Below are 21680 nucleotides of genomic sequence, written 5' to 3'. Positions count from 1 at the left end.
ACCGCAAGCATTTTAAGGTTTTGTATCAATTGTGCTACTCACAAAAGCCACGCCATTGCTTATGCCAGTTGCGTAAGTCCTGAAGTTGATTGTGACCTGGTTCAACAGGGACATTTTTGAAAAGGTCGAGTCCGATCGCGATCGCATCCTTCCTTATAATGTGGTTGAATTAATCCGGCGTTCTCGGTTGGGTGCATTGCGAATCCCCGTAGCTGAAGGTGGTAGTGGTAGCACCGCACGCGAACTATTCGAGGTCGTGATTCGGCTGGGAGATGCCGATCCAAACGTCGCTCACATTGTACGGAATCATTTCTCTGTGACAGAGCGAATTTTGCGTTCTGAGCGCACTCAAAGGAATCAGCGATGGCTGAAAGCCGTCGTCGATGGCGCGATTATTGGACTTGCTACGACCGAATTAGAAGTCAAGCGATCTGGTGGTGGTCAAGTCGCGAATACAAAATTAACACCGGATGGCGACGGCTATCGGCTGAATGGAACCAAGTATTACAGCACTGGCAGCCTTTATGCAGACTTGATTTTCGTGCGTGTGCTAGTACCCGATGGCACTAAAGCGTTTATCCTCATTCCCACCAACCGCGAGGGGATTGACCTTGTGGATGACTGGGATGGCTTCGGACAAAGACTTACAGGTACAGGAACAACTACATTCACTAATGTACGTGTAGAGGCAGATGAAGTAATTTTTGAGACAGACACAGACAAAGACAACCTGCCATATAACATCGTTCCGCAACTATTCCTGACAGCAATCAACGCCGGCATTATTCGCAGCGTTCTGCGCGATGCTACAGCCCTCGTCCGTACCAGACCCCGGACTTTCTACCATGTTGTAAGCGAGCAGGCAACAGAAGATCCAATTATACAGCAAACTGTTGGACAGATTGCCGCTAATGCCTTTGCTGCCGAAGCGATCGTTTTAGCGGCAGCTGATGGTCTCGATCGCCTCCCTGCTGCCCAAGCTCAGGGTGAAGAGGCAGAAACGGCTGTGGCACTGGCAACTTCTTTGAGTGCAGCCAAAGCCAAATTGATTGTTGATGATTTGGCTCTACGTTCGGCCACCTTGCTGTTTGAAGTGGGTGGGGCTTCCACAACTAAAAAAAGCTCCAACTTCGATCGTCATTGGCGCAACGCCCGTACCTTATCCTCACACAACCCAAATCATTTTAAGGCTCGTGCGATCGGCGACTACGAGATTAACGGTACACCATTGCCGCAACGAGGATTTTTCTAATTTTGTTCAGACCCCTGACTTCTAACATCCGGGAAACGACTTTATAGACATCTTGCAAAAGCAACTTTTGCAAGAAGTTGGGAAAAGGTTAAAGAGACCTCTTGCAAAAGTAATTTTTGCTCATAGGCGGGAAAAGGGGAAAGGTTAAAGGGACTCATGTTTTTATTGTTCCTTTCCCCTTGCCCCTTATCCCCAGAGGGGACCCCACCTTCCCCCTTACCCTTTTACCGACAAATGCCAAGAAGTCTAAGGTAAAGGGGAAATTCCATCGCTTTTCCCTTTACCCCCGTCCCTTATCCCCAGAGGGAACCCCACCTTCCTCACAAATGCCAAGAAGTCTTATGAGTATGTATCAGAAATCGAGGATATTGCAGCCAACCGAAACCGTTGAGAGTAACTATGAGTACAATTAACACTTAGCAACTAATGGTTTAATTAAATTAAAAGAAAACGAGTTTGTTTTCTCACTACTTGAGTGTAGATTCACCTAAAAATACCTGCACTAAATTCTCATAGTCAAAGATAAAGAAATATTGATTAGATTTGAACAGTTCATCAAAAGGTGGTATCTTCTCTCTTAATACTACGGTAAGTCAATCGATTTAACGTATTTTACTCGTTATCGTCATAGATATGGCTGCTTAAACTCCTAAAAATTGATATCAAGGAGTCAATTGTGGTGAATTCTTTAAAAGAACATTGCTTACAGTACAAACAAAAATGTTCTGCCAGTAGAATCTTTGCGATCGCAACGTTTTTTCTTGGTTTGATAGTTTCTGGTTGCAGTCAACAAAAAGCTATCAATGTCGTAGCTAACTCAGATTCTTCTTCAAAAACTCTCACTACTAAAACTACAGAGAAAAACAATGTGATTCGCTTGGGCTACCAAAAAGGAGGGATTATTCCCATTGCACGACAGCGGGGTGAGTTAGAGCGTCAGTTAGTAGCCCAAAATATTAAAGTTGAATGGAGTGGGCCATTTGACCGTTGCGCTACGCTTTTAAGTTCTCTCAATGGTAATCGGGCAGATATTGGTGGATGTGGTGATATTCCTTCCATCTCTGGAATTGCTGCCAGACAACCTCTTTGTATTGGCTCTGTACAGCGTCCTAGTCCAGATTCTTTGAGTAGTGCTATCTTAGTTCGTGGCGATTCTCCCATTCAAAAACCGACTGATTTAGTCGGTAAAAAAGTTGCAGTTAATCAAGGTGGCGCGGGCGAATATCTGTTATTAAAAGTTTTGGAAAAAGAAAATATTCCTTCATATAAAGTTCAGCGAGTTTATCTATCACCAAATGACGCTGCACCTGCTCTATATCAAAATTCTGTTGATGCGTGGGCAGTTTGGGAACCTTATATTTCCATTGCCCAATTAGAGCATAAGGCGCGAAGAATTACCACTAAACACCCTGCTCCTACCTACGGCATTATGATTGTTCGTACTGATGCAGCTAAAGAAAATCCTGTAGCTGTGAAAGCTGCTCTTACTGCTTTGAGTGAGGATGGTGAGTGGTTAAATCAACATACTAATGCTGCATCAGATTTTCTAGTTAAAGAGCTAAAAGTCTCTGATGCGGTAGCCAAGCAGGTGACTAAAAATCGAGGCCCAGAGTCTTACGTATTTCCTAATACTGAAGATATCGCCAAGCTTCAGAAAACAGCTGACTGGTTACTAGAGCAAAAAATTATTCCGCAACGAGTAGATATTGCTACAGCAGTATGTCCGTTAGAAACTACCGCTGTTAGGTAGAAAAGATGACAATAATATACCCAAAAATAACGTGTCTATCAATTTGCAGCAAAATTTTTCCTTCTCTTTGGGTTGCTTGTTAGTAGCAACAACAGCTTGCTCAGAGGTTAAGTCTACCAGTCCGGCAACGATCGCTACTAATCCTAGTGCGTCCCAAGTCGCACTATCGAATACAACTCAACTGCATGTTGCTAAATTTAAAGGTGGCTGGGACTTAAATTTAAAGTTAGCTAAATTAGATAATTTCCCTTATCAAACTCAATTTACTGAGTTTACTGGGGGTAATTTGATGGTGCAGTCAATCAATGCTGGTGCGATTGACTTGGGTTCAGCTAGTGAAATTCCGCCGATTTTTGCGATTGAATCGAAAGCAGCTGTAAAAATTATTGCCACTCTCAAAGGGCCTACAGTTGCTCAAGTTGTACTCGTACCCAAAAACTCGACTGCCAAAACGATCGCTGACCTTAAAGGTAAGAAAGTGGGTTACGTTAAAGCTACAACTGCCCACTACTTCCTGATTAAGATGTTGGAAAAAGTCGGGCTAACGATGAAGGATATCAATGCAATTCCTTTATCGATACCCGATGGACTAGCCGCTTTTCGTAAAGGACAGCTTGATGCTTGGGCTACCTACGGTTACTCCATTCCCCAAGCCAAAAAAGAAGGGGCGCGGGTGCTGGAATCTGCAAAAGATATTTTGAGCGGTAACTTCGTAATTATTGCTTCACCGAATGCGATCGCCGATCCCCAAAAGAAAGTTGCGATCGCAGATTTTCTCTGTCGTTTGCAGAAATCCCAAAATTGGCGGGAATCTAATCTCAAGCAATGGTCGAAGAATTATGCAAAGACCATTGATGTTGATGAAGGCATCGTTTATCAAGATGCTAAACAAGGACTACAACAGCGTCGTCAAGAATTACTTCCTATTTCTGACGAAGCTATTGCTTCTCAGCAAAAGGTTGCTGATACCTTTTTTCAAGCGGGTGTAATTTCTACAAAAGTTGATGTTAAACAACTTTGGGACAGCAGTTTGAACCAAGATATCGCCAAATGCCAATAATTGCAGCAATAAGTAAAAAGCTAAATGTCAAAATCACCTGATTTTTAATCATGGTAAAAATGATGTTTCATGGAATAGAAAGAGAATTATTAAATGGAGTACCTTGGTTATTTGAGCAACAGTCTTAATTACCACATCATCTCCAATTAACAGATCGGCAAGAACATGAGATCCGTGATATTTGGGAATTACCACCACAAGAATCTCCTCATCGTGAGCGTGTTGTTAAGCAGGAGATAAAACAGTTTGGGATTTTTAGCAAATTAAAAAGTTTTTCTTTAAAGGCGATCGCCAATAAATAAAGGTAAGCATTATCAGCTACTCAAACTAATAGAAAATTTCAACTAATTTGCAATGTGCAGTACACCTTACCGGGGTAGCTTCTTTCAAGTATTTGGGTGACATCAGCATCGCTTCGCTAACAGTCAATAATTATTTATTTGTAAAGCTTAATATTAGGCGAGCTAATAATTAGTTACTCATGATATTATGCTTTTCAGTATCACTAATCTCGATAAAATCTCATTTCATCCTCAAATACCGACATGACAACAACGACTGACCTCGATTTTGCTGCACGTGAGGCGTTGCGCCTACTCGGTCCCGATCCCGAAAACTGGGTAAGCGATCGCTCAGACATTGACCACAATGTGACGATAGTAGGCGGTAGTGGCAGTGGCAGCACCTTTGCATTTGCCCTGCGGCGTGTCGGCATTGGCCGCGTAACAGTCATCGACGAGGCTCTTGACGAAGCCCATGCAGGCGTGTGGCTGACGCGGGCGCGGATGAAAAAGCTACGCACACCGAAAAACCTGCCAGGGCCAGAACTGGGCATTCCGGCGCTGTCATTTCAAGCTTGGTACGAGGCGCGGCACGGTGTTGAGGCATACGCAGCCCTTGACCGCATTCCACGAGTGGCCTGGGCTGAGTACCTCAGCTGGTATCGGCATTTTTTGGGCATTCCAGTTCGGTATCGGACGAAGTTGGTGCGGATTGAGCCAGACGCAGATTTCTTTCGTCTACACCTAGAAGTGAACGGTGTCGCCCAAGTGGAAACCACACGTAAAATTATCTTCGCCAACGGTGTAGCTGGCACTGGTGGCCCAAATATACCGCCTGTATTGGCATCTCTGCCACGCACCTTATATGCACATACCGCCGATGCAATCGACTTCAACAATCTGCGTGGTAAAACAGTAGCAGTGCTGGGTGCTGCGGCCTCGGCCTTTGATGCGGCAGGAGTGGCACTTGAATCAGGCGCTAAAGCAGTACATTTGTTTGCACGACGGCCAGCGATCGCATCTGTACCAGTGAATCGCGTGCGAGGTTATCCTGGCGCTTACTATAACTATCCGCAACTACCTGATGCAGCTCGCTGGTTCCAAGCTTGGCGGTTTAATCAGGTTGGCTCTACACCACCACCAGATGCAATCGAGCGGGTAATAGCGTTCTCTAACTTCCACCTGCATCTATCCGCACCGTGGAAATCTGCTCGCAACCAGGGCGATCGCATCGTCGCTCAGGTAAATGATGATGTTTTCGAGTTTGATTTTGCGATCGCTGGTACTGGCTACTTTGTTGACCCGACAAAGCGCCCGGAACTCGCCGAATTTGCACATCATATTGCACTTTGGTGCGATCGCTATGAAGCCCCAGCCGACCAACGTGACGAGCGACTCAGCACCCACCCTTACCTTGGCAGCGCCCATGAATACCAAGAGAAAGTACCTGGCAATGCCCCCTACCTGAAAGATATCCATGTGTTCAATCCTGCTGGCTTCGTCAGCTTCGGTCTGCCCATCGGCGACGTACCCAGCATCCGACGCGATGTGCCAGCAATAGTGGCCCGCATCAGCCATGACTTGTTCTTTGCTGACTGGTCATTACACGAAGCCCGGATCGCTAACGGCAACATTTCGCCGGACTTCGACACATTATTGTATGCGGACGCGGTATGGCAACAGCAAGCCAAGGTGGCAGTCAGCTAAATCTGCGTAGCGTTTATAATTCACGCCTAATATGAATTAAAACGATCTGCACCGAATGGCATTAATAAAAGCTATAAGCTTTGCAGAATAAGGACTACAGCTTTAATGCTCTTGCTTATCGAGGATGATATACAGTTGCCTAAAAAGTTTTTGGAAATAGAAAAAGCTTACTCGTCGATGAAATAATTTTTTTGAGACGAATAAGCCGAAAACATAATTACTACTGTGATACTGCGAGTACAAATTCTCAAGCATAAATTTGGGCGCTCATGTTGCCCACCCCACAAGGCATTGAGAAAATTGTCTGCTGCCAACAGCTACTTTCCCTCTAAAAGTAGTAATTACGAATTACGAATTACGAATTACAAATTATCTAAATGCTTCCACTTCTTCAGGAACCTTCATTTGGTCGAGAATTCCCCAGATTTCTTGTAACATCGGCTCTAACCCAGTGCGAGTAACTGCTGAAATCACAAAAACCGGCGCGTAGGAAAGATGATTAAGTTGGGTAGCTAATGCTTCCAAATCGACAGTTTCGCGATCGACTGCATCAATTTTATTCAGCGCCAAAATTTGCGGACGTTCTGCTAAACCCCGTCCATAAGCTTGTAATTCTTCCTTAATTGTGTTGTAGTCTCTAATCACATCATCACTAGTAGCATCAATTAAGTGAAGTAACACTCGCGTGCGCTCAATATGGCGCAAGAAATCGTGTCCCAATCCTGCACCTTGAGACGCGCCCTCGATTAGTCCGGGAATGTCGGCGAAAACAGTACCATCGCCAGTAGGTTTTTGCACTACACCCAAATTTGGGATGAGGGTAGTGAAGGGGTAGTCTGCGATTTTCGGACGTGCTGCTGATAAAGATGAAATTAAAGTGGATTTACCAGCGTTTGGTAAGCCAATAATCCCCACTTCTGCCAAAAGTTTTAACTCTAGGCGCAACTGCTTTATTTCTCCTGGCAATCCTGGGAGGGCATATTCTGGGGCGCGGTTACGGTTGCTCAAGAAATGCTGATTTCCCAGTCCGCCTTTACCACCTTGGGCAATCAGCAAAGTCTGCTTAGGTTCAATTAAATCTCCTAGCAGTTCGCCAGTTTCAGCATCATAAATGGTTGTACCGCAGGGAACTTCGATAATTAAATCCTTTCCTGCTGCCCCAGTGCAGTTATTTGGCCCGCCACGAGTACCCTTTTCTGCCTGAAAGCGATGGTTATATCTGAAGTCCAGCAAGGTTTGTAGGTTTTCTTCGGCAACGAAAAATACCGAACCACCTCGTCCCCCATTACCGCCAGAGGGGCCGCCAGTCGGCACGTATTTCTCTCGCCGGAAAGCGACAATACCATCGCCGCCCTTACCAGCTTCAACTTCAATTTTTGCTTGATCGATAAATTGCATCTTTCTAGAGTCCTGTTAGCGGATAGCTGGCGTTGAGCCAGTGCTGAGTTATAGGCGAGTTATAAATTATAAGTTTTAAAATCTTATTCCTCACTATTTACTTGTAACTCACACTCCCTACTCCCCCTGCCCCTTTTGCTCAAGATGTGGGAATATATAAAGAAAGTTGTACCTAACCGCCTACGTAGAGGTTTAAAGTGGATACCATTGCAATTCCTGCTCTGAATCGGCCAGTGGATGCCACGGTAGAAATTCCTGGTTCTAAAAGTCTTACCAATCGAGCGTTGCTTGTCGCAGCTTTGGCGCAAGGTGACTCCATTTTAGAAAATGCCTTATTTAGTGAAGACAGCGAGTATTTTGCTAAATGCGTAGAGCAATTGGGCATTCCCATTACTTTGAATCCTCAACTGGCACAAATTCAAGTGGCGGGAAGGGGAGGCGAAATTCCAGCTAAACAGGCAGATTTATTTGTGGGTTTGGCAGGTACAGCAGCACGGTTTATTTCGGCGCTGGTAGCACTGGGGAATGGCGAATATCGCCTAGATGGAGTTCCCCGGATGCGAGAACGACCGATGGGCGACTTGTTGACGGTACTACAAACGGGTGGAGCAACCATTAACTTTGAAGGAAACTCCGGGTTTATGCCTTACACCGTCTATAGTCAGGGATTTGCTGGCGGAAATTTTCGCTTGAAAGCGAACCAAACAAGTCAGCAACTTTCGGCATTACTGATGATTGCGCCTTATGCTCAACAAGACACAATTGTTGAGGTTGAAGGTACGCTGGTTTCTCAGTCTTACATCAAAATGACCTGTCGTCTGATGGCAGACTTTGGCGTGGAAGCGATCCAAATCGGCGATAATCAATTTCAGATTAAAGCAGGTCAACGTTACCAAGCTCGACATTACACTGTAGAACCCGATGCATCAAATGCTTCTTACTTTTTTGCCGCCGCCGCCGTCACGGGTGGACGGGTGCGGGTAAAACATTTGACCAAACAATCTTGTCAGGGTGATATTCTCTGGCTGAATGTTTTAGAACAAATGGGTTGCCAAATTAAGGATGCGGATGATTACACCGAAGTGACGGGGCCGAAGCAATTGCAAGGCATCGATATTGATATGAATGATATATCGGATCTAGTGCAAACATTAGGAGCGATCGCACCCTTTGCTAGTTCACCGATTACCATTCGGAATGTGGAACATATTCGATATAAAGAAACTGACCGAATTAAAGCTGTGGTGACAGAGTTACGGCGGCTAGGAGTTGAAGTTGAAGAATTTGCAGATAGACTGAAAATTGAGCCTGGCCCCATTACCCCAGCAGCGATTGAAACTTATCACGATCATCGAATGGCGATGGCTTTTGCTGTCACTGGCTTGAAGGTTCCAGGGATTGTAATTAAAGATCCTGGTTGCACAGCGAAGACTTTTCCAGATTACTTTACCCGATTTTTCCAAATGTTAGAGCAATAAGAGCTATTTTCGTTAAATGTATACCAATTCAATTAATGATTGCAACACATTCTTGGGTGAAGACGTGATGAATCGCGTCTCTACAAGAAGACGCGATGAATCGCGTCTCTACAAATGGTCTATTTGTCGCATTGTTTTTTTAATTGGTATTACTTTTTCAATGCCAGAGTTAAGCCATCTGCGATCGCTACTACACTAAGACTAACTCGCTGGTCTTGATGCAGTTTTTGATTAAAAGCACGAATTCTTTTCGTTCTATTATCTTGCACCTGGGGATCGGCAACCCTACCTGACCAGAGAACATTATCGATCGCAATCAATCCCCCCGGACGCACTAATTGCAGCGATCGCTCATAATAGCCATCATAGTTGCTCTTATCTGCATCGATGAAGGCAAAATCAAAAGTTTCTGCTTCTCCTGTTGCCAGTAACCGATCCAAAGTCTGCAAAGCTGGGGCAATGTGCAGTTGAATTTTATCCGCCACTCCAGCTTGTTGCCAATAACGTCTAGCGATCGTTGTAAATTCTTCACTGATATCACAGGCTACCACTTTACCGTCCGTCGGTAACGCCAATGCCACCACCAGGGAACTATAACCTGTAAATACCCCAATATCCAAGGTTTTCTTTGCTCCCAACAATTGCACCAGTAATGCCATAAATTGCCCTTGTTCGGGAGCAATTTGCATTCTACCTATGGGATATTGGGCTGTTTCCTGTCTCAGTTGGGTTAAAATTTCCGGTTCTCGAAGAGAGACTGACAGTAAATAGTCATAGAGGTTTTGTTCGAGTCCTAGTGTTTTAGTTGTCATGGGTATTGGGAATTGGGCATGGGGCATTGGGCATGGGACATTGGGCATGGGGCATTGGGCATGGAGAATTGGGGATGATTTCATGTCCGCTTGATTGCTTATTAAACCCGAAGAACCCCACCCCGCCAAAGCTGTGCTTTGTCTCCCCTCCCCGCAGGCGGGGAGGGGTTGGGGGTGGGGTTCTTTTATTATGGGTAATTTGGCGGACATGATATGAGTTTTTGATACTCGTGGATGAGTCTTTGATACTCGTGGACGAGTCTTTGATACTCGTGGATGAGTCTTTTTTACTCGTGGACGAGTCTTTGATACTCGTGGATGAGTCTTTGATACTCGTGGACGAGTCTTTTTCACTCGTGGATGAGTCTTTGATACTCGTGGACGAGTCTTTTTTACTCGTGGATGAGTCTTTGATACTCGTGGACGAGTCTTTTTTACTCGTGGATGAGTCTTTGATACTCGTGGATGAGTCTTTGATACTCGTGAATGAGTCTTTTTTACTCGTGGACGAGTCTTTGATATTCGTAAATGATTTTTTAAAAGTCAAAATTATATTTAAATACAACTCAGTATGATAAACAAAGCGATGTCTACGACGGGCTGTGCCTACGCTCAGGATATTTTAAATCATGCCAAACCTTAAAGAAGATGATCACGCTCTACGCGAGGTGTTGATCCAAGCCAAAATCATCGCTATTGTAGGTCACTCTGATAAACGCGATCGCACCAGTTATCAAATCGCGCAATTCTTGCGACAAAAAGGCTATACAGTTTATGCCGTCAACCCGCGAATTAAAGAAATTGACGGTCAACCCAGTTATGCCGCACTCCAGGAATTACCCGAACCCGTGGATATTGTTAACGTATTTCGTCGTTGTGAGTACTTGCCAGAAATTGTAGATGAAGCAATTTCCATCACTGCTAAAACTGTGTGGACACAACTGGGTATCTGGCATCAACCATCAGCACAAAAAGCTATAGATGCAGGACTCAATGTGGTTATGGATGCTTGTATCAAAATTGAATATCTGCGGCTGAGAGTAGGTTCAACAGAAAATGTCTAGTTTTTATGCGTACAGATAAGTCTAACAATCATTTAGATTGTAATTATTATGCAAAAAGCGATCGCATAAACTTTCTATAGCAGTCCTAAATCATCCTTTGAAAATTATATCTCTCTTTCTTTCTTCTTTCCTTTGCGTCCTTAGCGTCCTTCTCTAACGAGACGCTACGCGTTGGCGTCAGCCTCTGGTAGAGAAGGCGGTTCGTTTTCTAATCTATATTTTTCACAACTCAAATAGGATTGCTATATGTGTAGAGATATTGCATACCAAGTGTTTGTTTGAGTTACTTGCTTAAACCCTTCTAGAATAAAAACTATTGTAGGTAATTTTATTACTATAGTTGTTTTTATTGTGGGAGGTTATGATGAGCCGTCCAATAATTCTTGGTATTGTCGGCGACAGCGCGGCTGGTAAAACAACACTAACGCGAGGAATCGCTCAGGTACTCGGCCCGGAAAATGTCACGCTCATTTGTACAGATGATTATCACCGTTACGATCGCCAACAACGTGCAGATATTGGCATCACTGCTCTCCACCCGGACTGCAACCATTTAGATATTATGCAGCAACATTTGTCGCTGCTACGCACAGGACAACCAATTCTCAAACCAGTTTACAGCCATAAAACCGGCACATTCGAGCCACCGCAGTATATTAAGCCGAATAAATTCGTAATCATTGAGGGATTACTCGGTTATTCTACTCGTGCCGCCCGTGACTCCTACGACGTGAAAGTTTATCTTGCACCCCCTGAAGAACTACGCACAAAATGGAAAGTCAAGCGGGATACCCAAAAGCGCGGCTACACAGATGAACAGGTGCTGGCAGAATTAGAAAAGCGCGAACCGGACTCAGCACAATTTATTCGTCCGCAGCGGCAATGGTCTGATATAGTCATTAGTTTCTATCCACCTACCGAGGAAGCTGATGAAACCAATGGACATTTAAATGTGCGTTTGGTACTACGTCCGACAATTCCCCACCCAGATTTTACCCAGATTATCAACCCTGGCTATGGTAATTCTGACTCAGCGATTCGCTTGGGGTTAGACAGGGATATGAGTAAGCCTGTGGATGTCTTAGAAGTTGATGGTCATGCAACCTTAGACCAGGTGAATAAGCTAGAGCATGTTATTTGTTCTGATATGCCCCATTTACGAAGTATTTGCGATCGCGAAAGTAATCCAGAACTGGGTAAAATTGCTGGTACAACTGAAGAAACACTGCAAAGTTACCCCCTGGCTTTGACTCAGTTGATCATTACCTACCACATGCTCAAAGCAACGCAAATTCATCAGTAATCAGGGAAAGTTAAAGGGTTAAAAGTGGTTGCGATCGCGTGTAGTGTTAGGCTGCTGAATTATACGATGCCTACGGCGGTAAACTACGCACTTTGCTTACTCATGATTCCGACTTGACGGGGGCTTGCAGCAATTCAATATCTTTAATTTGAAGAATACCACTACTCTCAAATTGCACACCGATTTGAACTGTGGCAGCATTCGCTTCTTTTTTAAAATAGGCACGCACTTTGTAAGGCTGAAAATTTTCCGTTAGTGAAACTCCTCTACCCCATGAAGTTGTTCTCAGTCCGCCCAATTCTCGTGGTCTACCTACACCCAAACTCACTGCAATTGATTTTTCTGTGTTTAGCGCTTTCGCATTAAAGTGACAAGCAAGAACACACTCTTGAACATCGGGTTCTGCAATTTCAAACAAGATGACTTTTCGCAAAGGATCTGTACTATTAGTTAGAAAGCGCTGACTATTATCGTCATAAGCTTCAATTTGCCAACTTTCTCCGACAATTCCAATGCCTCCCTTTGTGACTATAGAATCGGCAAGTGTGAATCGACGAATCAGCACAAATGGCTCTGCGGGTTCGGGAATAGCGAGTGGTTTTTCTAGCTCCTTAAGGGTTTCCTTAGCTTTAGAGAGAATAAAATTTGTCAGATTGTTGAATAGCTCGTCAAACATAGCGTAGTTTACTGCCGTAGGCATCGCCCTAAATCATCTTTTTTTAGTGTTCCCTTTGAAATAGTAGCCTTTTGTCATATTTGGGCGTTCTTGTTCATCCGCTCATATCATGTCTGGATAATTAGTTATGATTTCCACAATCATTGCATCCCAGCCCCTACCCAAGCTCACGATTGTTACTTTACAGGCGCTTGCAGCAATTCAATATCTTTAATCTGAAGAATGCCACTACTCTCAAATTGCACACTGATTTGAACTTTGGCAGCATCTGTTTCTTTTTTAAAATGGGCACGCGCTTCGTAAGGTTTAAAATTTTCTGTTGGTGAAACTTCTGTAAACCATGAAGTTGTTGTCATTCCGCCCCACTGTCCCGTTCTCCGAAAACCTAAACTAACTTTAATTGCTTTTTCTGTGTCTAGCGCTTTCGCGTTAAATTGACAAGCAAAAACACACTCTTGGACATCGGGTTCTGCAACTTCAAACAAGATGACATTTCGCAAAGGATCGGTACTATTCGTAAAAAAGCTCTGATTATTATCGTCATAAGCTTCAATTTGCCAGCTTTCTCCGACAATTGCAATACATCCCTTTGTCACCGTAGAATCGGCAGGTGTGAATCGACGAATCAGCATAAATGGCTCTGCGGGTTCGGGAACGCCGAAGCGTTTTTGCAGATCGTTCCGACTTCTTGAATTTTAGAGTCAATAAAACCTTTGAGATTGTTGAATAAATCGTCGAACATAGTTTACCGCCGTAGGCATCGCCCTAAATCATCTTTTTTTAGTGTTCCCTTTGAAAGTTGCAAATGAAATTACCTATACAAACTTACCAAGGTTAAAGATTTTCTCAAATAAAGATGATTTTGAGAGCAAACGAGGGATAACTAAGGATAGTTCTATGTGTGGTGCTATTTTCTTAGTTTAATATGACCTATTGCCTCAGAATTGCCGATCTACCTACAAATGAGCGTCCGCGTGAGCGATTAATGACGCATGGTGCAAAAATTTTAGCCACAGCAGAGTTAATCGCAATTCTTCTAGGCACTGGTCAAGGGCCAGGAAAACTATCGGCTGTGGGTTTGGGACAATATATCTTGAGCGAACTAGGCAAACATCAACGCGATCCTTTGGCAACTCTCCGAGAAGTTAGCCCCGCAGAGTTAATGCAAATTTCTGGTGTTGGCCCAGCGAAGGCGACAAGTATCTTAGCAGCAATTGAATTGGGCAAACGCGCCTTTCAATCACGTCCCAATGATGGCACATTAATTGATAGCCCACTTGCTGCTGCTGCTACCCTCAGTCAAGATTTGATGTGGCAGGTACAAGAACGTTTTGCAGTGGTGTTATTAGATGTCAAGAATCGCTTGTTGGGTACGCAAGTAATTACCATTGGCACTGCAACCGAAACCCTAGCCTCTCCCCGTGATATCTTTCGAGAAGTTATTCGTCAAGGCGCAACGCGGGTAATAGTAGCCCACAACCATCCTTCTGGGAACCTTGAACCCAGCCAGGAAGATATAGAATTAACGCGTCAGTTATTAGCAGGGGCGCAGCTTTTGGGCATTCCAGTACTAGATCATCTGATTTTGGGCAATGGCAATCATCAAAGTTTACGAGAACTGACAACTTTGTGGGATGAGCATCCACAGGGAGATTAGTGAAAAAGCAGGGAGGCAGGGCGAACGCATCTTAATTGCTAATAAAAACTAAAAAAGATATCAAAATGTTATGGATAATTGTACAAAGTAAAGCGCAGAGGTACGCAGAGATTTGTACCTCAACAGACTAGGAGATGCTATAAAAAAATATACAACTTTTATTGTGGGGTGGGCGACACGAGAGCCTAGTTCATAGGGCGGACAAGATGTCCACCCCACAAGAGTGGATAATTTATTTCTTGGTAATCCCCTACATACCAACATTATTAAAGTTTGACCAAACTGAATCTGGGTCAAGCCGTGCTTGAATATCAGATATTCGGGATTTTATTAAGGATTTTCAACAACAAAAGCTAACTATCCAATAATTTCTTGCTGGGCCAGTTTCTCTGTATCCCTCGGAGTCAGAATTATAAGAAAAGATTCTTGAACAGATGTTGTCGGAGTTAATTAAATGGGAACTTGTTTTCCAAGCATTTTATGTTGAATTGTTTGAATAAGATGCGTCATATATGCATTAGGTTTCGGAGCGAATATGTGTTGCCGGATTTTAGAGAATTGGTATAAGTTGTTTTAGTTTTTTATAGTTAATTAATAACATTTTGAGCCAGTCATGTTAGAGCAAACGATCGCAAATTTGACCAGAATTATTAATTTTTGTCTCTAAAAGTTAAAGATAATCTTAAAACGGGAATTCTCTATATAGATAAAAAAAGATTTGTAAATAAAAATAAGATTTATGTTGGCAATAACTGGTTATCGTATAAACGAGCTAATTTATTCCAGTTCCAATACCCTAGTACATCGCGCTCTTAGGGAATTAGATCGAAAACCAGTCATTATTAAACTACTGCGGCACGACTATCCCAGCTTTAGCGAATTGGTGCAGTTTCGCAATCAGTATGCGATCGCTAAAAATCTCGACATCTCAGGCATTGTCCAACCGCTGAGTCTAGAACCATACCAAAATGGCTATGCTTTGGTAATGAAAGACATCGGTGGCATCTCCCTACGCGATCGCATCCAGGCTGCCCCTTTGAGTGTCGAACAATTCTGGCCAATTGCCCTGCAAATTGTAGATATCCTCCACCAGCTCTATCAACAACGGATTATTCACAAAGACATTAAACCAGCTAATATTCTGATTCAACCAGAAACCGGGGAGATTAAGCTGATTGACTTTAGCATTGCCTCCCTGTTACCCCGCGAAACCCAAGAAATTCAAAACCCCAACATTCTAGAAGGTACACTCGCCTATATCTCACCGGAACAAACCGGGCGGATGAACCGGGGGATTGACTATCGCAGCGATTTCTATTCTTTGGGAGTTACCTTTTTTGAACTGCTCGCGGGACAGTTACCATTTCCAGTAGACGAGCCAATGGAAATGGTTCACGCCCATATAGCGAAACAACCACCCTCTATCTGCGATCGCAATCCCGATCTGCCCATCATGCTCGGTGAAATCATTCGCAAACTGATGGGCAAGAATGCGGAAGACCGCTATCAAAGCGCCCTCGGTCTGAAGCACGATTTGTTGCGATGCCAGGAAGAATATCATGTTGCGGGCAAACTCGCCTGGTTTGATTTAGGGCAACGGGATATTAGCGATCGCTTTTTGATTCCCGAAAAACTCTACGGACGAGAACAAGAAGTTCAAAGCTTGCTCGATGCTTTTGGCCGAGTTGCCAACGGAGCCTCCGAACTGATGCTGGTGGCAGGTTTTTCTGGTATTGGCAAAACTGCCGTCGTCAATGAAGTGCATAAGCCGATTGTGCGTTGGCACGGCTATTTCATCAAAGGTAAATACGACCAGTTCAACCGCAATCTGCCGTTTAGTGCCTTTATCCAAGCCTTCCGCGACCTGATGGGTCAACTTCTAAGCAGTGATGACGCGCAGTTAGCTGATTGGAAAGCGAAAATCCTGGCGGCAGTGGGTGACAATGGGCAGGTACTCATTGAGGTGATTCCGGAACTCGAACAGGTCATCGGCCAACAACCCCCAGTACCAGAACTCTCCGGTAGTGCGGCTCAGAATCGTTTCAATCTGCTGTTCCAGAAGTTCATCACGGTGTTCACCACAAGGGAGCATCCACTGGTCATTTTCTTAGATGACTTGCAATGGGCTGATTCGGCTTCGCTGAACTTGCTGAAGCTACTGCTGACAGAACGCGAGCGCGGTTATCTGTTCGTCATCGGAGCTTATCGGGATAACGAAGTGTTCCCGGCTCATCCCTTGATGCTGATGCTCGATGAGGTTAAAAAAGCCCAAACCCAAATCCGCGCCCTCACTCTACAACCCCTGAGCCAAACCCACGTGAATCAGTTAACAGCAGATACGCTCAGTTGCTCAACTGAACTGGCTCAACCGCTTTCGGAGTTGGTCTATCAAAAAACCAAGGGGAATCCCTTCTTCCTCACCCAATTTCTCAAAGCATTGCATGAGGACGGCTATATTTGGTTTGACTTCCAGACAGGACATTGGCAATGTGACTTGGCAACGGTGAAGTTACTCGCGCTCACGGATGATGTCGTCGAATTTATGGCACTTCAGTTGCAAAAATTGCCGACTGCCACCCAGGCTGCTTTGAAACTAGCGGCTTGCATTGGCGCTCAGTTTGATTTGTCTACCCTGGCGATAGTCAATCAGCGATCGCCCGAAGATATCGCGCTCGACCTCTGGAAAGCCTTGCAAGAAGGCGTAATTCTGCCCATCAGCGATGTCTATAAGTTCTACCAACTATCAGAACTTCACGTGGCAGAAGTCCAGCAGCCATTAACCTTTAACTGTTCTTATCGCTTTCTCCACGATCGCGTCCAGCAAGCTGCTTATTCCCTCATCCCTGACGAGCAAAAACAGACGACTCATTACCAAATCGGACAACTTCTGCTGCAACAAGTTTCCCCAGCCGCTAGAGAAGAGCGCATTTTTGAAATCGTCAATCAGTTGAACTATGGAACCACGCTGATTGAAAAACAACAGCAACGGGACGAACTCGCCCAACTCAACCTCACGGCTTGCCGCAAAGCCAGAGCCGCAACCGCCTACCATGCCGCCCGTGAATATGCCACAGTCGGGCTGCAACTGCTCTTAGGGGATGCTTGGCAACGGCAGTACGAAATAACTCTATCTCTGCATGACTTAGCTGCCGAGGTCGCTTTTTTGGCTGGTGCTTTTGAGCAGATGGAGGAGTGGATTGAAGCGGTAATCGATCGTGCAAAAACGCCTCTAGAACGAGTGCCAGTTTATCAAGTCAGAATTCAGGCATTGGTCGCCCGCAATCAATTTGTGGAGGCGATCGCGATCGGTCAATCAGTCTTCCGAATGTTGGGCGTGAACCTACCAGACGAACCAACTCTAGACGACATTCGCCTCCTGAAACAAGAAATTGATGCTTTAATTGAGGGTCGTTCTATTGAGTCATTCATTCATCTGCCGAAAATGACCGATCCGCAGCAATTAGCAATTATGCAAAATGCAGCGCGGCTGACACCAGTTTGTTACATGTCCGGCACAAAGCTTTATTTCCTGGTGGTGGCACTCCAGGTCAAATTATCGATTCAATTTGGCAACAGTCCGGTTTCGGCGTTTTGCTATGTAGGTTACGCCTTCCAACTGAGGATGCTGTGGAGCGATATGTCAAAAGTGCCTCAGTTTGGGCAATTAGGATACCAACTCGCCTTAGAACCAGATGCCAAAAACATTCGAGCCGCAACTGCGATGTTAATGGGGGCTTATGTGGGTTCTTGGACAATCCATCTGCAAGACACGCTGCCCATTCTACTGGACGGATATCAAGCCGGGTTGGAAACTGGCAATCTAGAATTTATGGGCTACGATGCCCAGTTATACTGCTTCAATGCGTATTGGTACGGTCAACCGCTCGCTGAACTCGAACCCCAAATTCGTGCTTATTACCAGCAGTTGTCCGACCTCCACCAAGTCACGGCAGCAAACTGTGTTTTGGCTTACTGGCAAGCGGCGCAAATTCTCTTGGGTCAGTCAGAACAAGAAATTCCCTTACGCCAGGATGCCTACGAACAGAAAGTTCTGGATGAGGCAAAAGTCGATTTTTACCGACTATCCTTCTTTTACCTTTATCGCTTCACGTTAAATTACTGGCTCCAAGATTTTGCCAAAGCCCAACACGATGCAGCTCAAACGCGACAGTATTTAGCTGGCGGGATGGGAAGTATCGTTGAACCAATCTTCTATTTCTATGATTCTCTGACCGTACTGGCTAATCCTGGTGAATCAATTTCCCCGTCAGAACCGGAATGGCAGCGAATGGAAGAAAATCAAGCTAAATTAAAAGATTGGGCAGATTATGGCCCGATGAATTACTTGCACAAATATCATTTAGTTGAAGCGGAAAAATATCGCGTTCTCGATCGCAAAACCGAAGCTATAGAATTTTACGATTTGGCGATCGCGGGTGCTAAAGCCAATGGCTATTCTCAGGAAGCAGCCCTTGGCAATGAACTGGCGGCAAAATTCTATCTGGATTGGAACAAAGAGCGAATCGCCCAAGCTTACGCGATCGAGGCCTACTATGGCTATGCTCGCTGGGGGGCGAAAGCCAAACTCGCTGACTTGGAAACTCGCTATCCCCAACTGCTAGCTCCCATCTTCCAAGGGGCGCAGACACCACTTTCTATTGACGAAACCTTATTTTCCACTGCAACTGTCACCTCGACTAGTACTTCCTCCACGAGTCTTTCTGATTCCCTGGATCTGGTTGCCATCCTCAAAGCGTCGCAAACTCTTTCGAGTGAAATCGAGCTTGAGCCGTTAATTGCTACTCTCTTGCTGACGGTAATGCAAACCTCTGGTGCGACGCAGTGCGCTTTGATGTTGAGTGAGGGGCAAAATCTCACAGTTCAGGCAAGGGCAGAACTTACGGCATCGCACCAAATCGAAACGCAGATTCTCCATCCAACCCAGTCGCTTGCCGATAGTGGTATCGTGCCGATCGCTCTGGTAACAAAAGTCAAACGCAGCTTGCAACCTGCTGTAATTAGCAACGCTGCACAAGAGCCGCTATTGCTCGGCGATGCGTATATCCAAAACCAACAGCCCAAGAGTCTGCTGTGCAGCCCAATTCTGCAACAGGGTAAATTGCTGGGCATAGTCTATCTGGAAAATAACTTAGCAACGGGAGCCTTTACCCGCGATCGCGTTGAGGTGCTGAATCTGCTGTGCGCCCAAGCTGCGATTTCACTGGAGAATGCTCGTCTCTATCAGCAAGCCCAAGCATATACTCAACAGCTGCAAGAATCTCAGCTTCAGATTGTGCAAAGCGAAAAAATGGCGACTTTGGGTAACTTGGTGGCAGGGGTGGCTCACGAAATTAATAATCCAGTCGGCTTCCTCAACGGCAGTATTAATAATGCCAAAGATTATGTAAAAGACTTGTGTGAGTATTTAGATACCTATCACCAGCACCAGCCACCTACGGGTGCGGTGGCAGAATTAGCCCAAGAACTTGACCTTGAGTTTATGTTGGAGGATTTACCTAAATTAATTGACTCGATGAAAGGCGCAACCGATCGCATTAAAGGCATCAGTACCAGCCTGCGTACCTTCTCTCGTGCCGATACGGAACACAAAGTTAAAGCCAGCTTGCACGAAGGGTTAGATAGTACGCTGTTGATTCTCAAGTATCGGCTCAAAGCCAATGAAAATCGGCCTGCCATTAAAGTTATCTGCAACTACGGTAATATCCCTGAAATTGATTGCTTCCCCGGTCAACTTAACCAGGTGTTTATGAACATTCTGGCTAATGCGATTGATATGTTCGATGAAATAGCACAGCAAACAAGCTTTGAAGAGTTAGAAAATCATCCCCAACAAATCGGGATTCGCACTGCATTATTATCCGAACAAAATGCGGTTGAAATTCGTATTTCTGACAACGGTAAAGGCATGAATGAATCAGTTAAATCTAAGATTTTTGAGCGTTTGTTTACCACTAAAGAGGTTGGCAAAGGAACGGGGTTAGGTTTAGCGATCGCCCATCAGATTGTCGTCGAAAAACATGATGGTCGGCTGGAAGTTCAGTCCCAATTGGGACAAGGCTCTGAGTTTTCCATCTCACTCCCGGTTCGGGGTTAAATCAACCATCGCTGCGGCACAGTACAACAACTGTGTTGCAGCCAACAGATTATACCATTTCACTAAAATAACGTGAGTTCGACAGACCTCTCCCTCCCAACCTCCCTCTCCTAAAAGGCGAACGCGAGTGCGTCTCCCCTTGGGAGAGGGAGGAGTAACGAGAAAACAAAAGTTTTTGCTCCCCTCTCCTGGTAGGAGAGGGGCTGAGGAGAGGTCAAAATAGTACTCGTCGAACTCACCTTTAATTATTTACGCCGACCCACTTATTACTTGCTTTCCTGCATATTTCTAACTAGTTTAGTCACTAGCTTTCTGGGAGTAAATCTTACAGATTCAGCGAGTAGCTTATTTTTAATTCCAGGAACGACAACAGTTTTGTTTTCAAATAGACCACGATAGCCAATTTCGGCTACTGTTTCCGCAGTCATAATTTTTTGACCGCTTACCAACTTTGAGTCTTCCATTGCGGCTCTTTGTTGAAAACCAGATTCGGTAGGCCCTGGACAAAGCGCCGTTACAGAAACGCCTGTACCTTCTAATTCATTTGCGATCGCTTCTGAAAATGATAAGACATAAGCTTTACTAGCGTAGTATACTGCCATCAACGGCCCTGGTTGAAAAGCAGCAGTGGAAGCCAGGTTTAATATTTTTCCAGACCCCCGTTTAACCATGCCTTTGAGAAATAACTTGGTTAAATGTGTCAGACATAATATATTGACTTGTAGCAATTGCATTTCAGCATTCAGGTCAATTTCGTTAAATAATCCGTAGGTAGCAAATCCTGCATTGTTCACCAGCACATCAATATTAATCGATGCTTGTTCTAGTTCCGTGAAAATTTCTTCTGGGGCTGATGGGTTAGATAAATCCTTGGAAATAACTTTGACATCAATGCCAAATTTCTTTTTAAATTCATCGGCAATTTTATTCAGCTTTTCCAGGCTTCTAGCTACCAACACAAGATTGTAACCATCCTGAGCAAATAATTTCACGAATTCATAACCGATACCGCCAGATGCACCAGTAATAAGAGCCGTTTGTTTGCGATTGGTCTGCATAATTTTTCCTTTTGTTATTTGTCATTTGTCATTTGTCATTTGTCATTTGTCATTTGTCATTTGTCATTT

15 protein-coding genes are annotated in these 21680 nt (G+C 44.6%); 10 read left to right on the top strand and 5 right to left on the bottom strand.

From position 1 onward, the window contains the following. The first annotated feature begins 91 nt into the window (after positions 1-91). The 4 genes from RMY64_RS31645 (at position 92) to RMY64_RS31630 (ending at position 6050) form a co-directional block, all read left to right on the top strand. Positions 92-1252: an acyl-CoA dehydrogenase family protein gene (locus RMY64_RS31645; protein WP_322702107.1), complete on the top strand. Its 1161-nt coding sequence runs from the start codon at positions 92-94 to the stop codon at positions 1250-1252. Between the two features lie 676 nt (positions 1253-1928). Next, the gene (locus RMY64_RS31640; RefSeq protein ID WP_322673157.1) at positions 1929-3002 is read left to right on the top strand and encodes an aliphatic sulfonate ABC transporter substrate-binding protein; all 1074 of its coding nucleotides are present in this window, start codon (positions 1929-1931) and stop codon (positions 3000-3002) included. A gap of 31 nt (positions 3003-3033) precedes the next feature. Beyond that, complete coding sequence (locus tag RMY64_RS31635; RefSeq protein ID WP_322690904.1) at positions 3034-4062, top strand: ABC transporter substrate-binding protein; 1029 nt, start codon at positions 3034-3036, stop codon at positions 4060-4062. Positions 4063-4607: 545 nt separating this feature from the next. After that, entirely contained in the window at positions 4608-6050 is a 1443-nt protein-coding gene (locus RMY64_RS31630) for an NAD(P)-binding domain-containing protein (RefSeq protein WP_322702106.1), read from the top strand. Between the two features lie 369 nt (positions 6051-6419). Here the strand turns inward: RMY64_RS31630 and obgE are convergent, their stop codons facing one another. Beyond that, positions 6420-7448, bottom strand: a complete 1029-nt coding sequence (gene obgE / locus RMY64_RS31625; RefSeq protein ID WP_322673161.1) for a GTPase ObgE — start codon at positions 7446-7448, stop codon at positions 6420-6422. 197 nt (positions 7449-7645) lie between these two features. Between obgE and aroA the strand changes: the two genes are divergently transcribed. Continuing rightward, positions 7646-8926: a 3-phosphoshikimate 1-carboxyvinyltransferase gene (gene aroA / locus RMY64_RS31620; protein WP_322673162.1), complete on the top strand. Its 1281-nt coding sequence runs from the start codon at positions 7646-7648 to the stop codon at positions 8924-8926. A 149-nt stretch (positions 8927-9075) separates the two neighbouring features. On the opposite strand, the gene RMY64_RS31615 is transcribed toward aroA, so the two are convergent. Continuing rightward, positions 9076-9738 carry a class I SAM-dependent methyltransferase gene (locus tag RMY64_RS31615; RefSeq protein ID WP_322673227.1) on the bottom strand — a complete coding sequence of 221 codons (663 nt, stop codon included), beginning with the start codon at positions 9736-9738 and terminating at the stop codon, positions 9076-9078. Positions 9739-9968: 230 nt separating this feature from the next. Here RMY64_RS31615 and RMY64_RS31610 point away from each other — a divergent pair, with 230 nt between their 5' ends. The 3 genes from RMY64_RS31610 (at position 9969) to RMY64_RS31600 (ending at position 12105) form a co-directional block, all read left to right on the top strand. Continuing rightward, entirely contained in the window at positions 9969-10313 is a 345-nt protein-coding gene (locus RMY64_RS31610) for a hypothetical protein (protein ID WP_322702105.1), read from the top strand. A gap of 54 nt (positions 10314-10367) precedes the next feature. Then, positions 10368-10802 (top strand): CoA-binding protein, encoded by a 435-nt coding sequence (locus RMY64_RS31605; RefSeq protein WP_322702104.1) that lies wholly within the window; start codon positions 10368-10370, stop codon positions 10800-10802. A gap of 364 nt (positions 10803-11166) precedes the next feature. Then, complete coding sequence (locus RMY64_RS31600; RefSeq protein ID WP_322702112.1) at positions 11167-12105, top strand: phosphoribulokinase; 939 nt, start codon at positions 11167-11169, stop codon at positions 12103-12105. 100 nt (positions 12106-12205) lie between these two features. Here RMY64_RS31600 and RMY64_RS31595 read toward each other — a convergent pair whose 3' ends face one another. Both RMY64_RS31595 and RMY64_RS31590 read right to left on the bottom strand, forming a co-directional pair. Continuing rightward, complete coding sequence (locus RMY64_RS31595; protein WP_322702103.1) at positions 12206-12781, bottom strand: hypothetical protein; 576 nt, start codon at positions 12779-12781, stop codon at positions 12206-12208. A gap of 176 nt (positions 12782-12957) precedes the next feature. After that, complete coding sequence (locus tag RMY64_RS31590; RefSeq protein ID WP_322702102.1) at positions 12958-13413, bottom strand: hypothetical protein; 456 nt, start codon at positions 13411-13413, stop codon at positions 12958-12960. 293 nt (positions 13414-13706) lie between these two features. Between RMY64_RS31590 and radC the strand changes: the two genes are divergently transcribed. Continuing rightward, positions 13707-14438, top strand: a complete 732-nt coding sequence (radC, locus tag RMY64_RS31585; RefSeq protein WP_322673166.1) for a RadC family protein — start codon at positions 13707-13709, stop codon at positions 14436-14438. A 739-nt stretch (positions 14439-15177) separates the two neighbouring features. Then, complete coding sequence (locus RMY64_RS31580) at positions 15178-20553, top strand: AAA family ATPase (RefSeq protein WP_322702101.1); 5376 nt, start codon at positions 15178-15180, stop codon at positions 20551-20553. Between the two features lie 266 nt (positions 20554-20819). On the opposite strand, the gene RMY64_RS31575 is transcribed toward RMY64_RS31580, so the two are convergent. Continuing rightward, entirely contained in the window at positions 20820-21611 is a 792-nt protein-coding gene (locus tag RMY64_RS31575; RefSeq protein ID WP_322702100.1) for an SDR family oxidoreductase, read from the bottom strand. Positions 21612-21680: the final 69 nt, after the last annotated feature.

The organism is Nostoc sp. DedQUE08, from assembly GCF_034530895.1.
Lineage (GTDB): Bacteria > Cyanobacteriota > Cyanobacteriia > Cyanobacteriales > Nostocaceae > Nostoc.
Note: the sequence above shows the minus strand (reverse complement) of the source record. Positions and strands in the feature narration are given on the sequence as shown.

What these genes read in the sequence shown, in the direction of transcription:
- RMY64_RS31630 (WP_322702106.1), top strand. Translation starts at nt 4,608, where the DNA reads ATGACAACAACGACTGACCTCGATTTTGCTGCACGTGAGGCGTTGCGC.
- RMY64_RS31590 (WP_322702102.1), bottom strand. Translation starts at nt 13,413, where the DNA reads ATGCTGATTCGTCGATTCACACCTGCCGATTCTACGGTGACAAAGGGA.
- RMY64_RS31580 (WP_322702101.1), top strand. Translation starts at nt 15,178, where the DNA reads ATGTTGGCAATAACTGGTTATCGTATAAACGAGCTAATTTATTCCAGT.
- RMY64_RS31605 (WP_322702104.1), top strand. Translation starts at nt 10,368, where the DNA reads ATGCCAAACCTTAAAGAAGATGATCACGCTCTACGCGAGGTGTTGATC.
- obgE (WP_322673161.1), bottom strand. Translation starts at nt 7,448, where the DNA reads ATGCAATTTATCGATCAAGCAAAAATTGAAGTTGAAGCTGGTAAGGGC.
- RMY64_RS31615 (WP_322673227.1), bottom strand. Translation starts at nt 9,738, where the DNA reads ATGACAACTAAAACACTAGGACTCGAACAAAACCTCTATGACTATTTA.
- RMY64_RS31595 (WP_322702103.1), bottom strand. Translation starts at nt 12,781, where the DNA reads ATGTTTGACGAGCTATTCAACAATCTGACAAATTTTATTCTCTCTAAA.
- radC (WP_322673166.1), top strand. Translation starts at nt 13,707, where the DNA reads ATGACCTATTGCCTCAGAATTGCCGATCTACCTACAAATGAGCGTCCG.
- RMY64_RS31575 (WP_322702100.1), bottom strand. Translation starts at nt 21,611, where the DNA reads ATGCAGACCAATCGCAAACAAACGGCTCTTATTACTGGTGCATCTGGC.
- RMY64_RS31600 (WP_322702112.1), top strand. Translation starts at nt 11,167, where the DNA reads ATGAGCCGTCCAATAATTCTTGGTATTGTCGGCGACAGCGCGGCTGGT.